Origin of the sequence: Phytobacter sp. V91 (assembly GCF_965644225.1) — a bacterium.
Lineage (GTDB): Bacteria > Pseudomonadota > Gammaproteobacteria > Enterobacterales > Enterobacteriaceae > CBFFRJ01.
Genome location: NZ_CBFFRJ010000027.1, coordinates 16,157 through 31,174 on the forward strand (window position 1 = coordinate 16,157; position 15,018 = coordinate 31,174).

At 54.7% G+C, this 15,018-nt stretch carries 12 protein-coding genes; all 12 read right to left on the reverse strand.

The window, feature by feature from the left end:
- Positions 1–93: 93 nt before the first annotated feature.
- On the reverse strand, positions 94–987 hold the full coding sequence (gene galF, locus ACSZO4_RS07695; RefSeq protein ID WP_437888296.1) for a UTP--glucose-1-phosphate uridylyltransferase GalF: 894 nt from the start codon (positions 985–987) through the stop codon (positions 94–96).
- A 180-nt stretch (positions 988–1,167) separates the two neighbouring features.
- Entirely contained in the window at positions 1,168–2,583 is a 1,416-nt protein-coding gene (gene wcaM / locus ACSZO4_RS07700; RefSeq protein ID WP_437888297.1) for a colanic acid biosynthesis protein WcaM, read from the reverse strand.
- A gap of 12 nt (positions 2,584–2,595) precedes the next feature.
- The gene (wcaL, locus tag ACSZO4_RS07705; RefSeq protein ID WP_437888298.1) at positions 2,596–3,816 is read right to left on the reverse strand and encodes a colanic acid biosynthesis glycosyltransferase WcaL; all 1,221 of its coding nucleotides are present in this window, start codon (positions 3,814–3,816) and stop codon (positions 2,596–2,598) included.
- Positions 3,813–5,090, reverse strand: a complete 1,278-nt coding sequence (gene wcaK, locus ACSZO4_RS07710) for a colanic acid biosynthesis pyruvyl transferase WcaK (RefSeq protein WP_437888299.1) — start codon at positions 5,088–5,090, stop codon at positions 3,813–3,815. The genes wcaL and wcaK overlap by 4 nt, the downstream gene beginning before the upstream one ends.
- Before the next feature lie 81 nt (positions 5,091–5,171).
- The gene (locus tag ACSZO4_RS07715) at positions 5,172–6,650 is read right to left on the reverse strand and encodes an MOP flippase family protein (RefSeq protein ID WP_437888300.1); all 1,479 of its coding nucleotides are present in this window, start codon (positions 6,648–6,650) and stop codon (positions 5,172–5,174) included.
- Between the two features lie 10 nt (positions 6,651–6,660).
- A complete protein-coding gene (wcaJ, locus tag ACSZO4_RS07720; RefSeq protein WP_437888301.1) occupies positions 6,661–8,055 on the reverse strand; it encodes an undecaprenyl-phosphate glucose phosphotransferase in 1,395 nt (464 codons plus the stop codon).
- Between the two features lie 82 nt (positions 8,056–8,137).
- Positions 8,138–9,508, reverse strand: a complete 1,371-nt coding sequence (cpsG, locus tag ACSZO4_RS07725; RefSeq protein ID WP_437888320.1) for a colanic acid biosynthesis phosphomannomutase CpsG — start codon at positions 9,506–9,508, stop codon at positions 8,138–8,140.
- Positions 9,509–9,704: 196 nt separating this feature from the next.
- Positions 9,705–11,141, reverse strand: a complete 1,437-nt coding sequence (cpsB, locus tag ACSZO4_RS07730; RefSeq protein WP_437888302.1) for a mannose-1-phosphate guanyltransferase — start codon at positions 11,139–11,141, stop codon at positions 9,705–9,707.
- Positions 11,138–12,442: a colanic acid biosynthesis fucosyltransferase WcaI gene (gene wcaI, locus ACSZO4_RS07735; protein WP_437888303.1), complete on the reverse strand. Its 1,305-nt coding sequence runs from the start codon at positions 12,440–12,442 to the stop codon at positions 11,138–11,140. Before wcaI ends, cpsB begins: the two co-directional genes overlap by 4 nt.
- A complete protein-coding gene (locus tag ACSZO4_RS07740) occupies positions 12,439–12,912 on the reverse strand; it encodes a GDP-mannose mannosyl hydrolase (RefSeq protein WP_437888304.1) in 474 nt (157 codons plus the stop codon). Before ACSZO4_RS07740 ends, wcaI begins: the two co-directional genes overlap by 4 nt.
- Positions 12,913–12,914: 2 nt before the next feature.
- Positions 12,915–13,880 carry a GDP-L-fucose synthase gene (gene fcl, locus ACSZO4_RS07745; RefSeq protein WP_437888305.1) on the reverse strand — a complete coding sequence of 322 codons (966 nt, stop codon included), beginning with the start codon at positions 13,878–13,880 and terminating at the stop codon, positions 12,915–12,917.
- A gap of 2 nt (positions 13,881–13,882) precedes the next feature.
- Entirely contained in the window at positions 13,883–15,004 is a 1,122-nt protein-coding gene (gene gmd / locus ACSZO4_RS07750; RefSeq protein ID WP_437888306.1) for a GDP-mannose 4,6-dehydratase, read from the reverse strand.
- Positions 15,005–15,018 lie beyond the last annotated feature (14 nt).

A 15,018-nucleotide genomic window follows, 5' to 3' on the forward strand; every position in this document is an offset into this window, starting at 1 on the left:
GCAGTGAGAATGTTCTGAAGCACTTCGCACTCCACGACCACCCTCCACTGCTATTTATTATAAGTTAATTATTTCGTGAGCTTTTTTAATCGTTCACTGAGTCAAAAGTTTTTTAACGCTCTCACGGAATTTCTGACCTTCCTTCAGGTTGCGCAGACCATAACTAACAAAGGCCTGCATATAGCCCATTTTCTTACCGCAGTCGAAGCTGTCGCCGGTCATCAGCATGGCATCAACAGACTGTTTGGTTGCCAGTTGGGCAATAGCATCGGTCAGTTGGATACGTCCCCACGCGCCCGGTGCGGTCTTCTCCAGCTCCGCCCAGATATCCGCGGACAACACGTAGCGGCCAACCGCCATCAGATCAGAATCCAGGGTTTGCGGCTGATCCGGCTTCTCAATAAATTCAACGATGCGGCTGATCTTGCCTTCGGTGTCCAGTGGCTCTTTGGTCTGGATAACAGAATATTCAGACAAGTCGCCATCCATACGTTTCGCCAGTACCTGGCTGCGGCCAGTCTCACTGAAACGCGCCACCATAGATGCCAGGTTATAACGCAGCGGATCCGCAGAGGCGCTATCCAGTACGATATCCGGCAGAACCACCACAAATGGGTTATCGCCAACAATCGGACGGGCGCAAAGGATTGAGTGGCCCAGACCCAGCGGCTGCGCCTGACGCACGTTCATGATGGTGACGCCTGGCGGACAGATGGATTGCACTTCAGCCAGTAACTGGCGCTTCACGCGCTGTTCAAGCAAGGCTTCAAGCTCGTAAGAGGTGTCAAAATGGTTCTCAACCGCATTTTTTGATGAATGGGTGACGAGGACGATTTCTTTGATCCCTGCAGCAACAACTTCGTCGACGATGTACTGAATCATTGGCTTGTCGACGATCGGTAGCATCTCTTTCGGGATAGCTTTCGTGGCGGGTAGCAAATGCATCCCCAAACCGGCTACCGGGATAACTGCTTTCAAATTAATCATTATATCTTCCACCTGTAAATGATTGATAAATTATAGACCTTCAACTTTTTTTCGCCAGCAACTCCGTCACAAGTAACAGGGAAAGATGTTACGCCTGTTGTCGAAGAATTGCTGTAGATGTAATCCTGATGCACTGTTCAAGTCACCAGGATTCATCGTAAAAAATCGCGTCGGCAACGCTCAGAAACGTCGTACTGGTAAGCGGAAGTTCAGGTTTTCTGTATTAACCGTATGCTGGTCAATGCGGTCAATATCGACAGAGTTTTCCCCTTTTTCATTCACCGCTTTAATATTCGCCAGTGACAATAGCGTATCCTGCTTCGCCATAAAGCGACCCCGCACATCTTTGCGCAAATCAAAGTTCAGGGTTAACGCATAACCGAGGGTCGATTCCTGCATAACATTGATATTGCGCAGGAAAAGATGTTGCGGTTTGTTGTGGAGTTCCAGACTGGCGCGCTGCAGATTCAGATTTGTAATCGCGACAAATGAGGTGGCATTTCCGGAGGAGAGTTGAATTCCGCGCAATTTGTAATCACTTTTGCGGTTGTCGAGGTGGATATCGTTGAGCTTGAAGTTTTGCGGAATGGATAAATAATCGCCTTTGATTACGCCATAGCCAATTAACATCCCGGCGCTGTTTTCCATACTCACACCGTCTATCACAAAATTATCGCAACCGTAAATCGCCACCGTTGCATTATCAATACCCGCCTTTTTGCTGTAATCCGGCGTAATATTGTTAGCCTTAATGTTACGAATAATAAAATGTTTGCCGTTCTCCACGTGGACCAGCTGGCGGCAATGGCTGCCGGTAATATTGGCCACCACAAAATTTTTCACCGCCTGATCTTCCGGGTAGGCGTTATCGTAAGTACTGCCCGCCAGACCGATACCAATCCCCCAGTTTATTTTGCCGTTGGTACAATCGATGTGGTCGATTACATGATCGGAGATCAGGATATCCTGGTCATTGATCGCCACATTCCACTCAATGGCGTCCCCCTGGAGATAACTGAACCGGCTGTTGGTTATCCGTGCGCCCACCACCTGGTTATGGAATCCCTGGCGCAGGATGGCATAGTTGGCTTTGGTCACGGTGATATTATCAATGGTCAGATTACGCATCACCTGCGGCTGTTTACCGCCAATATAGATTTGCGTCACCGGGCCATAACCACTCAGATGGATCCCCTGGATAACGCAGTCTGAACCCCGCACATCCAGCGTCAGATTGTAGAGACTGCCCCCCTTCTCGCCGATGACCTTGCTGCCGTCCTGGAGGACTAAGCGCCCACGGCCATTACTCTTGATAGCGCCCCGCACCAGCAGGGTTTTGCCCGGTGGAATAAACACCCCGGTGTTCATATTCTCACACACCAGATCGGCTGGAATTTCAACCGTCTGCGCCTCGGTAAAGGCCTGCTTTAACGCCGCTGGCCAGTCAGTGGTCTGGTAGCGACGAATGTCCACCGGGCTCGCGTTTGTCGCGGCACGAATCAGCGGCGAATAGAGCAAAGGCAGGGTCGCCAGCGCGCTGCCGGCGGCGAGGAATTTTCGGCGATTCAGGGTAACAGGCGTTTTTCGTTCAGACATAAAACCTCGAAATCAAAGTGCCTGGAGCAGCGTGGCAAGATTCTGATTAATACGTTGCTGATTGAAGTCGGCTTCGACCTTTTGCCGGGCAAGCCTGATGATCGGCGTCAGCTCCTGACTCTGCATGTCGCTAAATGCGCTAAGACGTTCAGCCAGCGCCACTGCGTCATTTTCCGGCACCAGCCAGCCCGATTTGTTGGCCTCCACCAGTTCAGGAATGCCGCTATGCACCGTCGACACCACCGGAATACCCACGGCCATGGCCTCCATTAAGGCCACCGGGATCCCCTCCATATCACCGTCGGCTCCGGTTACAGAAGGCAGTAAGAAGACATCCGCATCGTCGAGAATGGCCTTCACTTCATGGCTGGGCTTAAAGCCCGGCATCTCAATGACGTCCTCAAGCTCGTATTGTCCGATTAGGGTATGCAGCCGCCTTTCCCACGGGCCAATCCCCAGGATACGGTAGCGAAAAGATACCCCCTGCGCTTTGAGTAACCGGCAGGCTTCAATGGCCACATGCAATCCTTTTTTCTCTGTCAGACGAGCGACGGAGACAATCTGCAACGGTAAGCCTGGGGTTTTAACCGGACGCAGGCTAAAGCGGCTGATGTCGACGCCCATTCTGGAAACGGCGATTTTCTCCAGCGGACACCCCATCGCCAGCAGCCGTGAAGCCCAGAGCTCGCTAATGGGCAGCATCAGATCGCCCCGGCGAAAGAGTTGCTGATATTCCGGGGTATAGTGGTTCAGTACCCCACGGTGTGAAACGTCAATACCGTGAAATACGGTGGCGATTTTGCCCTCAAGCATCCCCAGCTCACGCAGTTTTGCGGCGGTGACACCCGCCGGACCAAAATGGGCGACAAACACATCAGCGCTGAAAACACGCGGCGCAAGACCGCAAATAGCCGCCAGAATCAGGTTGCGTGCTTCATCGCCATAGCGCGACATATTGAGCGCTTTCCAGGTGGCCGCCCGGCCCGCACCGCGCAAAATGGCCTTTGCGCGATAGCTCAGCTTCGCCAGCTTTCCCGCGGGCTCATCCAGCAGCCAGTGGGTTTTCTGCGCAAGATTGTATTCGCGCCAGGCCGCATGGGTGTTGCTCAAATCCCCTTTATGCAAAGCGACGATTTCCACCTCATAGCCCATATTGATAAAGGCCACAATCTGGTTGAGGACGAAGGTTTCCGAGGAGAGCGGAAACTTCAGCAAAAAGAAGCTGACTTTCATTTCACCTCCCGAATTCTGTCCAGTACCGACTGCACCATCTGCGCGCCTTTCTCCCTCTCCGCATCGACGGCGACGCTCAGACGCTGATTAAGCGCCGGAAGCTGCCCCAGCATATCGGCCGCCATCGCGGCCAGCGAACCATCCAGCAGGTGGCGGATCTCCACCGCCATCTCCGGCATCCCCAGTTGCTTCATGATCCCGGCTGACTTGTGTTCATAGTTAATGGCAATCGCCGGGGTGCCAAAATTCATCGAAATAATGGCGGAGTGCAGACGGGTCCCCACCGTTAAATCACAGGCGGAGAGAATTTTGCCCATTTCCAGATCGTTCAGTTCGTCCATCACCACGTGGTAAGACGACGGGGAGCTGATATGTTTGCGCAGGTTGAGCGCAACCATCCGGTCATCTTTGTTGTAACTGTCGATACCGGTACAGGTGGAGAGCGCAATGACCTGCCAGCCGGCATCGATAATACGATTGACCACCCCGGCAAAGGCTTCTTCATAGGCTTGCTGGGTGGTGCCCAGCCGTTTATCGAAAGGCGCCAGCTCACGCAGGGTTATGGCAACGGTTTTTTGCCGACCTGCCACCTCCAGCCAGTGGCGCACCGCATAGCTGGGGACAAAATTCGCATCGTCTTCCACCAGCCAGGCGGTATCCACGCCCTGCTCTACCTTGTCGGTCGTAATTTCGCTCTGCTTCATCAAATCAAGACTGACGCTTTCCCGCAGAATAAGCGCTTCACAGTGGCCAAAGGCATAGTTTGCCAGTTGATTAAACTGCGGATCCTGGAAGGGGCCGACGCTGTGACCAATCATATACAGCGGCTTTTTCGCCATAAAGGTACAGAGAGCATGTTCAAACTGCGGCACACCATAAAGATCGACGAAAAAGGAGCCGCCAACCTGCACAATGGCGTCATAATTTGCCAGCAGGCGTACGAAATCGGTAAACCCTTGCGCGATGGCGATATTGCGCAGTTTGCCGCTGTCGGTAACGCGCGAGAGCAGCACCTGGTGCTGATAACGGCGACGGAGGATCTTTTTAACCCTTCCTACCAGCCCCGCCGCGGTATTGTGCGCTTTCATCTGGCTGTAGAGGGGATCCCCCATCACCGGCCGGTTAAGCAGCCAGGAGGAACTGACCGGGTAGCGGCTCATCACGTAGACTTCTGCCTGGGGTTCAATGCGGGCAATCGCATCCAGCAGCCCACGTAAAATGGCACTGTCTCCCCGATTTCCACAGGTGTGATTGCCAAGAATTAAAAGTTTCATACTGACCTCTTAAGGGGCATTTTATTCAATAGGTGCGGCCTGATGCCCTCACCCCGGCCTTCTCCCACGGGAGAAGGAGGATCAACCTGCACGAAGCAGTGTTTTCATTTTCTCGTTACGACAAAACTGGCGCTTTATCTCCACCACCAGCGCATTGCGCGACAGCACAATCATCAGGGCGAAAGCCAGCGCGCCTGCGGCAATCTGGACGATAAGCAGGGCCGCCATGGTGAGATGTCCGGTCAGCAGGAGGCCAAGCCCGTAGCTCACCGCAAGGGTGGGAAGCGAAAGATAAAACGGCAGCCACAGGCTTAAGATGTACTGGCGGTAACTCGATCCCAGCACCGGTTTTATCATCACGAAGTAACTCAGAATGGTGTTGATAATCTGTATCAGCAGGAAGCCAAGGGTCACACCGATAGCCCCGCCCAGATGACCACCAACGATAATCGCCGGGATAAACAAGCAGGTTTTGAACACATTGAATTTAAAACTAATATCCACCCGCGCTTTCGCCATCAGCAGTGAGCCGATTGGGTTGCCCACCGCGCGCAGCAACCCGACGATACATAACAGTTGCAGGATCGGAATAATGCTGGCCCACTTGTCACCAAACACCAGCGGCACAACGTTGTTGGCGACCACCAGCAGCCCCAGCAGGATAGGGAAATTAATGATCCCCACCACCGACAACAGCTTGTAGAAGTTCAGCCGCAACTTATCGGTATCATCCTGGATTTTGGCAAAGGCCGGGAACAGCACCCGGGTAATGATCGGGTTAAGCTTCATCGGCGGCACGACCGCCACGTTATAGGCGAGGTTGTAGCCGCCCGCCACGCTGGCCCCGAGAATACGCGCCAGCACCAGGGTGGAGAGGTTGGTATTGACGTAATTGATGATGCTGTCGGCGGTCAGCCAGGCGCCAAACTTAAGATTTGAGCTGACCGAGGCCAGGGAGAAATGCAGCCCCGGGCGATAAATTTTGCGGCCAAACCAGCCAAACAGCAGCGTACGCACCGTGCTGTTGACCAGATAACCAAGGATGGCGGTCATTGCCAGTGGCCAGTAAAACGCGCTGGCAACCGTAAAGGAGAAACCCGCCAGCACCGATACCGTCTCGATGCTGCCGATTTTGCTGAACTCGAGCTCTTTTTGCATCAGCGCGCGAAACTGTTGCCCATGCGGGATCACCACAAATGCCAGCGCCAGGGTCTTGATCAGGGGCGCGAGATCCGGGTTATGCAACACCCCGGCAATTACGTCGCTGAGCGCAAAAATGGCCGCGCAGACCACCAGCCCCAACCCGACGTTCAGCCAGTACAGGGTAGTCAGTTCGAGATGGCTTATCTCCTTACGCTGAATAATCGAGTTGGCGATACCAAAATCAGACAGCGTATCGGCCAGCGCGATAATCACCAGCGAAACGGTCAACAGACCGAACTGGTGATTATCAATAATGCGCGCCAGCACGGTCATCTGCACCAGTCCCAGGCCGATAATGGTCAGCGTCGCCAGCGCCGACCATTTCGCGCCGCTGATGGTTTTTTCTCTCAGGCTCAAGGCAAATTCCCTAATACGCCGCTTTATTAACAAAGCCTTTAAAGATGGTCAGAAAAACGATTTTGATATCGAACCACAGGCTCCATTCGCGGATGTACTCGAGGTCGAACTCAATGCGTTTTTCCATTTTTTCCAGCGTGTCGGTCTCGCCGCGCCAGCCGTTAATCTGCGCCCAGCCGGTGATGCCGGGCTTCACTTTGTGGCGCAGCATGTAGCCTTCGATAAGCTGACGGTACTGTTCGTTGTGCGCTACCGCATGTGGTCGAGGACCGACAATCGACATCCCGCCCGTCAGTACGTTGATAAACTGCGGCAGTTCATCAAGCGAGGTACGACGCAGGAAGTTGCCCACTTTGGTGACGCGGGGATCGTTCTGGGTTGCCTGGGTGACCACCTTGTCGTTCTCCATCACCTTCATGGAGCGAAATTTCCACACCATGATCGGTTTCCCGTCCATGCCATAGCGTTTCTGGCGAAAAATCACCGGGCCTGCCGAGGTCATCTTCACCGCCAGCGAAATCGCCAGCAGCACCGGGGAGATAAGCATCAGAATGAGGGAGGCAAGCACAATATCTTCCAGTCGCTTTAATACCCGGTTAATGCCGGAAAGCGGGGTGTCATACAAAGGCACCACCGGGACGCCGTTCACTTCCTCAATGCGTGAATGCAGAATATTGAAGGTGAAAACATCGGGGATCAGGATCACTGAGCAGGTGGTGTCCGCAAGATCGCGCACCAGTTTTTTAATGCAGGCCGCATCGTTCATCGACATCGCGATATAGATGTTATGCATTTTCCCGGCGCGGGCATCGTCGAGCAGTTGCTGGAAGTTACCCACCCAGTCGTTACTGACGCCACCGGGTTTGGCATCGTAATACACCCCGACCACCTCAAAACCGAGCCAGGGTTCGTTACGAAAACCGTCCAGCAACTCCTGCCCGGAGGCCAGATCCCCAACCACCGCCACACGCCGGGTGTTGTAACCATGATTCCGCAGCCAGCCCGCGCCGAAGCGGATCACGCCCCGGCAGATAATCAACCCCGAGCTGCTTAACAGATACCAGGCGAAATAGAGGGCAAAGGTGTTATTGATATCGTTGCTGAAAGCCAGTAATCCGGCGCTGAAGACAAAACTCAGGGTCCAGTTTTGCAGCAGCAGAACCAGCTCGGTCATAAAACGCACACCGCGCCAGGATCGATAAAAATCGGTCATGCCGCCAATCATCTGAAACACAACCAGGGTTATCAGCGCCATCAGCAGATGCTGATAGAAAAACGGCAACGCAGTAAGTCTGCAGACCACCCATAGCCCACCGAACATAATGGTGATGTCTGAGAATCGTTGCACGATAGAGATTAACGATGCATTCGTTCTGGCCCGGTCGCTCTTTTTTAGATTTGTCATCGTCGTACCTGTAGATAAGTTTTGCCCCTCACCCGACCTCTCCTCAGTGCGGAAAACGTCAGGATGAGGGGAGAAACAGGGGTTACTGATTTAACAGCGCAAGAATGTCCTGTGTTCGCGCCTCCATCAGCGCCACGTTGCCACGGGATTCCACATTCAGGCGGACCACGGGCTCGGTGTTGGAGGAGCGCAAATTAAAACGCCAGTCAGGGAAGGTCATGCTTATCCCGTCGGTGCGATCGACACTCAGGGCCACCGGGTGAAAATGCTGTTCAACCCGGGCAATCGCCTCTGCCGGTTGCACCAGCGTGCGGTTGATTTCGCCGCTCGCCGGGAAAGCCATCATCCGGTCCTGAACCAGTTCAGCCAGCGTTTTTCCTTGCAGACAAAGCAGTTCAGCCACCAGCAGCCAGGGGATCATGCCGCTGTCGCAGTAAGCGAAATCGCGGAAGTAGTGGTGAGCGCTCATCTCGCCGCCGTAAATGGCATCTTCCTGGCGCATACGTTCTTTAATAAAGGCATGCCCGGTTTTCGACATCACCGGCTTCCCGCCTGCGGCCTCAACCATATCGACCGTGTTCCAGGAAAGACGCGGGTCATGAATGATTTTCGCCCCGGGATTTTTCTCCAGAAATGCCTGCGCCAGCAGACCAACGATGTAATAGCCTTCAATAAACTGGCCGCCGCCGTCGAAGAAGAAACAGCGGTCAAAGTCACCGTCAAAGGCGATCCCCAGTGAGGCACGATGCTGGATCACCGCGTTACGGGTGTCATCACGACACTCAGGCAGCAGCGGATTAGGAATACCATTAGGGAAGTTACCGTCCGGCGTGTTGTGCACCTTTATAAAGGTCACCGGAACGTTACGGGATTTAAAGCGTGCTTCCAGCGCATCAATCACCGGGCCTGCGGCGCCATTACCGGAATTGATAACCAGCCGCAGCGGGGTGAAGTTCGACAGATCCACATAGCCAAGGAGATGGTCGATATAGGCATCACGCAGGTCGATTTTTTGATAGCTGCCGCGCTGCTCTGCATCAACCGGCGGGAAGGCGTTCTCCTCCGCCAGACGCTGGACATCACGCAACCCGGTATCGCCGCTGATGGGACGGGCGCCTTTGCGCACCAGCTTCATCCCGTTGTAATCCATTGGATTATGGCTGGCGGTCACTTCGATCCCGCCGTCAACCCCGAGGTGGAAAGTGGCAAAGTAAATCTCTTCCGTGCCCGACAGGCCAATATCCAGCACATCAACCCCGGCGTCCTGTAACCCTTTGGCCAGCGCCAGTTTCAGGGGTTCACTGGTCAGGCGCACATCGCCGCCGAGCACGATGGTTTTCGGTTTTAAATACTCGCCGTAAGCACGCCCGATACGCCAGGCAATATCCTCATTGAGTTCGGATCCCAGCTTGCCGCGAATATCGTAAGCTTTAAAACAGGTTAATTTTTCCATCATTACCTCGTTTTCAGGCAACAGTCAGCCCGCTCCGCTACGGAGAAATAATCACAAAAATTAAATTGTTATATCCATCAGACTTCGCGTTGCAGGAAGGCAGCGACTGTGCGAATCCCCAGGAGCTTAGTCAACTAAGTGACTGGGGTGAACAAAGGCGCTAACACACCTGCGGCGTGAAAGATGGTGGATAGAATCAGATGCGGCCATACCGGTCTTCAAAGCGCACGATATCGTCCTCTTCAAGGTACGAACCGGAACGCACTTCAATCAGATCGAGAGGAATTTTCCCCGGGTTTTCCAGGCAGTGCCGCGCGCCAAGCGGAATATAGACCGACTCATTTTCGCTCAGCAGTTTGATATCGTCGTTAATAGTCACTTTCGCCGTCCCGGCCACCACCACCCAGTGTTCAGCCCGGTGATGGTGCATCTGCACCGACAGCCCCTCGCCCGGTTTGACGGTAATGCGTTTTACCTGGTAGCGATCGCCTGCGTCGATGGAGTCATATTTGCCCCACGGACGATAAACTTCCCGGTGAATATGGTGTTCGTGGCGCCCCTCGGCCTTGATCTGCTCCACGACCTTTTTGACATCCTGAACGTGGTTGCGATCGGCAATCAGCACCGCATCTTTGGTCTGCACGACGACCAGATCTTTCACGCCGACGGTGGTCACCAGCCCGGACTCCGCATAGACGAAGCTGTTTTCCGTTTCATGGCTGATAACGTCGCCGTGATGGACGTTTCCCTCCGGCGTGTGGGCACTGATTTCCCAGAGCGAAGACCAGGATCCAACATCGCTCCAGCCGGCATCCATCGGCACGACCACCGCATCCGCCGTTTTTTCCATCACCGCATAGTCAATGGATTCGTCCGGGCAGGCCAGAAAGGGTTCTTCGGCAACACGGATAAAATCGAGATCCGGGTCGGTCACGTTCATCGCCTGTTCGCAGGCGCTGTAAATATCCGGGCGATATTTCTTCAGTTCTTCCAGATAACGTCCGGCACGGAACAGAAACATACCGCTGTTCCAGTAGTATTCACCGCTTGCGACGTACGCCTGCGCGGTTTCCAGATTGGGCTTTTCGACAAACTGTGCGACATCAAACGCCACCGCATCCTGTTTGCCCTGCGCAACCTCACCGCGGCGAATGTAGCCGTAGCCTGTCTCCGGCATATCCGGCACGATACCGAAGGTCACCAGTTTGCCCTTTTCTGCCCAGGGAATGGCCTGACGCACCGAGGTTCGAAACGCCTCCTCATCGGCGATCACGTGATCTGCCGCCAGCACCAGCATCAACGGATCGGCTTTCGGGTTGTGGCGTTTTACCGCCATCGCCGCCAGAGCGATTGCCGGTGCGGTATTACGCCCGGCAGGCTCCAGAATGATGTTCTCCGTCAACTTGTTAAGCTGGCGCAGCTGTTCTGCAACGATAAACCGGTGCTGCTCATTACAAATGACCACCGGGCTTTCGCACTCCACCCCGTCGAGGCGACAGACGGTGGTTTGCAGCATGGTCTGTTCACCTTTCAGGCACAGGAACTGTTTTGGGTAAAGCACACGGGACAGAGGCCACAGACGGCTGCCAGAGCCTCCGGCCATCACGACCGGGTACAATTGTGTTTGACTCATGATTTATCCCCATTCCCTTCGTAATTGAGGTCGGAATTATGTGAAGACGCCGTATGCGTCTCCCCGGCCTGCGGATCACAACGGGAAATATCCGCCATAAACTGGGTTAACACGCTCTCTTTCTCGAGCGCACTTTCGGCATATTCACGTGCCACCGTGTTGGTATGAGGCATCAGTAATGCCTGCTCAATACCGCTTGTCAGCGCCGCAACGGACTCAGGTTCGACGCAAACGGCAATGCCTGGCCATGTTGCGCACAGCTCGCCTAACTCGGTATTCGCCTCGGCGGTAATGACCGCATTTCCTCCCACCGCCAGAATATTGGTCAGCTTGGAAGGCAGCACCGCATCCGCCGCGCCGCGTTTTTGAATTACCAGATGGCAATCGGCCATCTTCAGCAAAGCAGGCAGCGCGTCATAAGGTTGCAGCGGGAAAAATTTGACGTTATCCAGCCCGTTCTCTTGCGCCAGTTTTTCCAGCCGGGCCTTACCGCCACCCTGGCCGACTATCACAAATAACCACGGCTGTTCACGCAGTGTGGTTGCCGCCGCTATAACGTTTTCCAGCCCCTGCTTCTCGCCGATGTTGCCGGAATAAAGAATGATTTTTTTGTCATCCGGCAGATCAAGCTGGCGCTTTAATTGCGTCACGCGCTGCCCGTCAACATCGCGAAAGCGGGCCACTTCAGACCAGTTAGGGAAGAAAATCACCCGCTCAGGGGCAACCCCTTTCTCCCGGGCTTTATTCATCATCGAGCGGGAAATGGTGGAGACATTGTCAACGTTAAGCAGACCACTACGCTCGAAAGCCATGGCGCACTTAGCCACCCTGCCGCCCTTACCCTTGCCTGCCATCCCTAAGCCAAGCATGGCGTCCACTTCATAATCCTGAATGTGCAGCAAGGTTCGCGCTCCGGTCAGTTTCCCCAGAAGACGCATGCCCGGCGTGCAGAACAGCGTCGGCACGACGCCGATAATCCGGTCTGGTTTCCAGCTACGCTGGGCCATCAGCGGGAAAAAGCTGCTGATGGCAAAACTGGTCAGATGGATCAGGCGCTTTAAGGTCGACGGCTGTTTCGGCACATACAGAGGACAACGCCACACCGTCGCCGCCCCCGTTTCACGGCGGTAGCGCCAGCGGGACCAGGGTTTGACCACCTCCCACTCAGGGTAATAAGGCGGTGCGGTGATCACCCGCACCTCATGTCCCTGGCGGGCCATCCACTCCACCATCTCGCCGGTGTATTTGCCGATACCGGTTAACTCCGGCGCATAATTGATACCGTAAATCAGGATTTTCATAAGCCCGGTACTCCCGGTGCCTGCAGGAAGTAGGCACGACTGTTGTCATGCACCAGCGGGTCGGCAACCAGCACCTCCGGCGTCAGCCAGCGGTAATCATCATGCTGATCCTGGGGCAGCAGTAGCGTCTCCTGGCTCAGCCGCAGGCGAAAACCCAGCACGATGTAGTGGGTGGTAAAGTCGCTACCCGAAAAGTTATCGTCATAGAAGTGTTGCCAGACACCATAGAACTCCCCTGCCGACATCGGCAGACGTACTCCCAGCTCGGCAAGCGTCAGGCGCTCAAACGCGACCGCCAGTGGCTCATCCTTCAGCACCCGCCCGCCGGGTACAAACCAGTATCCCTGAGCCGGGCGATTGGTCCGCTTGCCGAGCAGGTACTCCCCTTGTGCGTTCTCCACAATAAGATCGATGGAGATAAGCGGGGTTGAACGCACGACAGTGGCAAAATCTTCCGGACGTAAAAACATGCTTACCCCCGGAACCGCTGTTGGTTTTCAAGGAACCACTGGTAAGTGCTGGCCAGTCCCTGCTCCAGCGAAATTTCGTGATACCAGCCAAGCTGGTGCAGGCGTTTCACATCCAGCAGTTTACGCGGTGTGCCATCGGGCTTAGTGGCGTCAAACACCACGCGTCCTTTGTAGCCCACCACCTGGGCAAGGGTCTGCGCCAGTTCGCGGATGGTGCAATCCACTCCGGTGCCAACGTTAATGTGCGACAACATCGGCTCGGTGTTTTCCTGCCAGACGCTGGCGTCGAGCTCCATCACATGGATACTGGCGGCAGCCATGTCATCAACGTGCAAAAACTCACGCATTGGCGTGCCGCTGCCCCAGACCACCACATCCGGCGCATTGCCGAGCGTCGCCTCATGGAAACGGCGCAGCAGCGCCGGGATCACATGGGAATTGCTCGGATGGAAGTTGTCATGTGGCCCGTACAGGTTAGTGGGCATGACCGAGCGGTAATCCCGGCCATACTGACGGTTGTAGGACTCACACAGCTTAATGCCGGCAATTTTAGCAATGGCATAAGGCTCATTGGTGGCTTCAAGCGTGCCCTGTAGCAGCTCGCTCTCGGCAATCGGCTGCTGGGCCATTTTCGGGTAGATACAGGAGGAGCCGAGGAACAGCAGCTTATTCACGTTGTGCGTATGCGCCGCGTGAATGATGTTGCTCTCGATCATCATGTTCTGGTAGATAAAATCGGCCGGGAACGTATTGTTCGCGACAATGCCGCCGACTTTCGCCGCCGCGAGATACACCTGGTCTATCCGCTCGCTGGCGAAAAATGCATTCACCGCCGCAGGATCAAGCAGATCCAGACTGTCGCGGCTGCGCAGCACCAGCTCCACGTCCGCACGTTGCTCAAGCTGGCGAACGATGGCCGATCCGACCATCCCGCGATGGCCGGCAACAAAAATACGTTGTTTCGTCATGCTCAGGACTCCAGCGCGATGGCAACCTCATAACCATGGGCTCTCAGCAACGAGTGTTTTTTCGCCGCTTCGAGATCTTTGGCAACCATTTCGGAGACCATCTCCTGGAGGGTAATTTCTGGCTTCCAGCCCAGTTTCTCGTGTGCTTTGGTCGGATCGCCGAGCAGGGTTTCCACTTCCGCCGGACGGAAGTAACGCGGGTCAACGGCAATGATTACATCGCCAGGTTTCACGCCAGGCGCGTCATGACCGGTTACTGAGACCACAATGCCCTTCTCTTCCACGCCTTTGCCTTCAAAGCGCAGCTTAATGCCCAGCTGTGCCGCCGCCATTTCCACGAACTGACGCACGGAGTACTGCACGCCTGTCGCTATCACGAAATCTTCCGGTTTTTCCTGTTGCAGCATCATCCACTGCATTTTCACGTAGTCTTTGGCATGGCCCCAGTCACGCAGAGAATCCATGTTGCCAAGGTAGAGGCAGGACTCCAGGCCCTGAGCAATATTGGCAATCGCACGGGTGATTTTGCGGGTCACAAAGGTTTCACCCCGGCGCGGGGACTCGTGGTTGAAGAGGATGCCATTACAGGCAAAAATGCCGTAAGACTCACGGTAGTTAACGGTAATCCAGTAAGCGTACAGCTTGGCAACCGCATACGGAGAGCGCGGGTAGAACGGCGTGGTCTCTTTCTGCGGAATTTCCTGCACCAGACCGTACAGCTCTGAGGTGGAAGCCTGGTAGAAACGGGTTTTCTTCTCAAGGCCGAGGAAGCGAATGGCCTCCAGCAGACGCAGCGTCCCCATCCCATCAACGTCGGCGGTGTATTCCGGGGACTCGAAGGAGACCGCCACGTGGCTCATCGCCCCGAGGTTGTACACTTCATCCGGTTGTACTTCCTGCAAAATACGGGTCAGGTTGGAGGAGTCCGTCAGATCGCCATAGTGCAGATGAAATTTTGGGTTACTGGTGTGCGGATCCTGATAAATATGATCCACACGCTCGGTGTTGAATGAAGAGGCGCGACGTTTGATGCCATGAACCTCGTAACCCTTTTCCAGCAGCAGTTCCGCCAGATAAGAACCATCCTGTCCGGTTACACCGGTGATGAGAGCGACTTTAGACATTTTTATTACCTCTT

Excerpts from the sequence above, each read along its gene's own strand:
- fcl (WP_437888305.1), bottom strand. The coding sequence starts at position 13,880 with ATGACGAAACAACGTATTTTTGTTGCCGGCCATCGCGGGATGGTCGGA.
- wcaL (WP_437888298.1), bottom strand. The coding sequence starts at position 3,816 with ATGAAAGTCAGCTTCTTTTTGCTGAAGTTTCCGCTCTCCTCGGAAACC.
- wcaM (WP_437888297.1), bottom strand. The coding sequence starts at position 2,583 with ATGTCTGAACGAAAAACGCCTGTTACCCTGAATCGCCGAAAATTCCTC.
- wcaI (WP_437888303.1), bottom strand. The coding sequence starts at position 12,442 with ATGAAAATCCTGATTTACGGTATCAATTATGCGCCGGAGTTAACCGGT.
- cpsG (WP_437888320.1), bottom strand. The coding sequence starts at position 9,508 with ATGGAAAAATTAACCTGTTTTAAAGCTTACGATATTCGCGGCAAGCTG.
- wcaJ (WP_437888301.1), bottom strand. The coding sequence starts at position 8,055 with ATGACAAATCTAAAAAAGAGCGACCGGGCCAGAACGAATGCATCGTTA.
- ACSZO4_RS07740 (WP_437888304.1), bottom strand. The coding sequence starts at position 12,912 with ATGTTTTTACGTCCGGAAGATTTTGCCACTGTCGTGCGTTCAACCCCG.
- wcaK (WP_437888299.1), bottom strand. The coding sequence starts at position 5,090 with ATGAAACTTTTAATTCTTGGCAATCACACCTGTGGAAATCGGGGAGAC.
- cpsB (WP_437888302.1), bottom strand. The coding sequence starts at position 11,141 with ATGAGTCAAACACAATTGTACCCGGTCGTGATGGCCGGAGGCTCTGGC.
- gmd (WP_437888306.1), bottom strand. The coding sequence starts at position 15,004 with ATGTCTAAAGTCGCTCTCATCACCGGTGTAACCGGACAGGATGGTTCT.
- galF (WP_437888296.1), bottom strand. The coding sequence starts at position 987 with ATGATTAATTTGAAAGCAGTTATCCCGGTAGCCGGTTTGGGGATGCAT.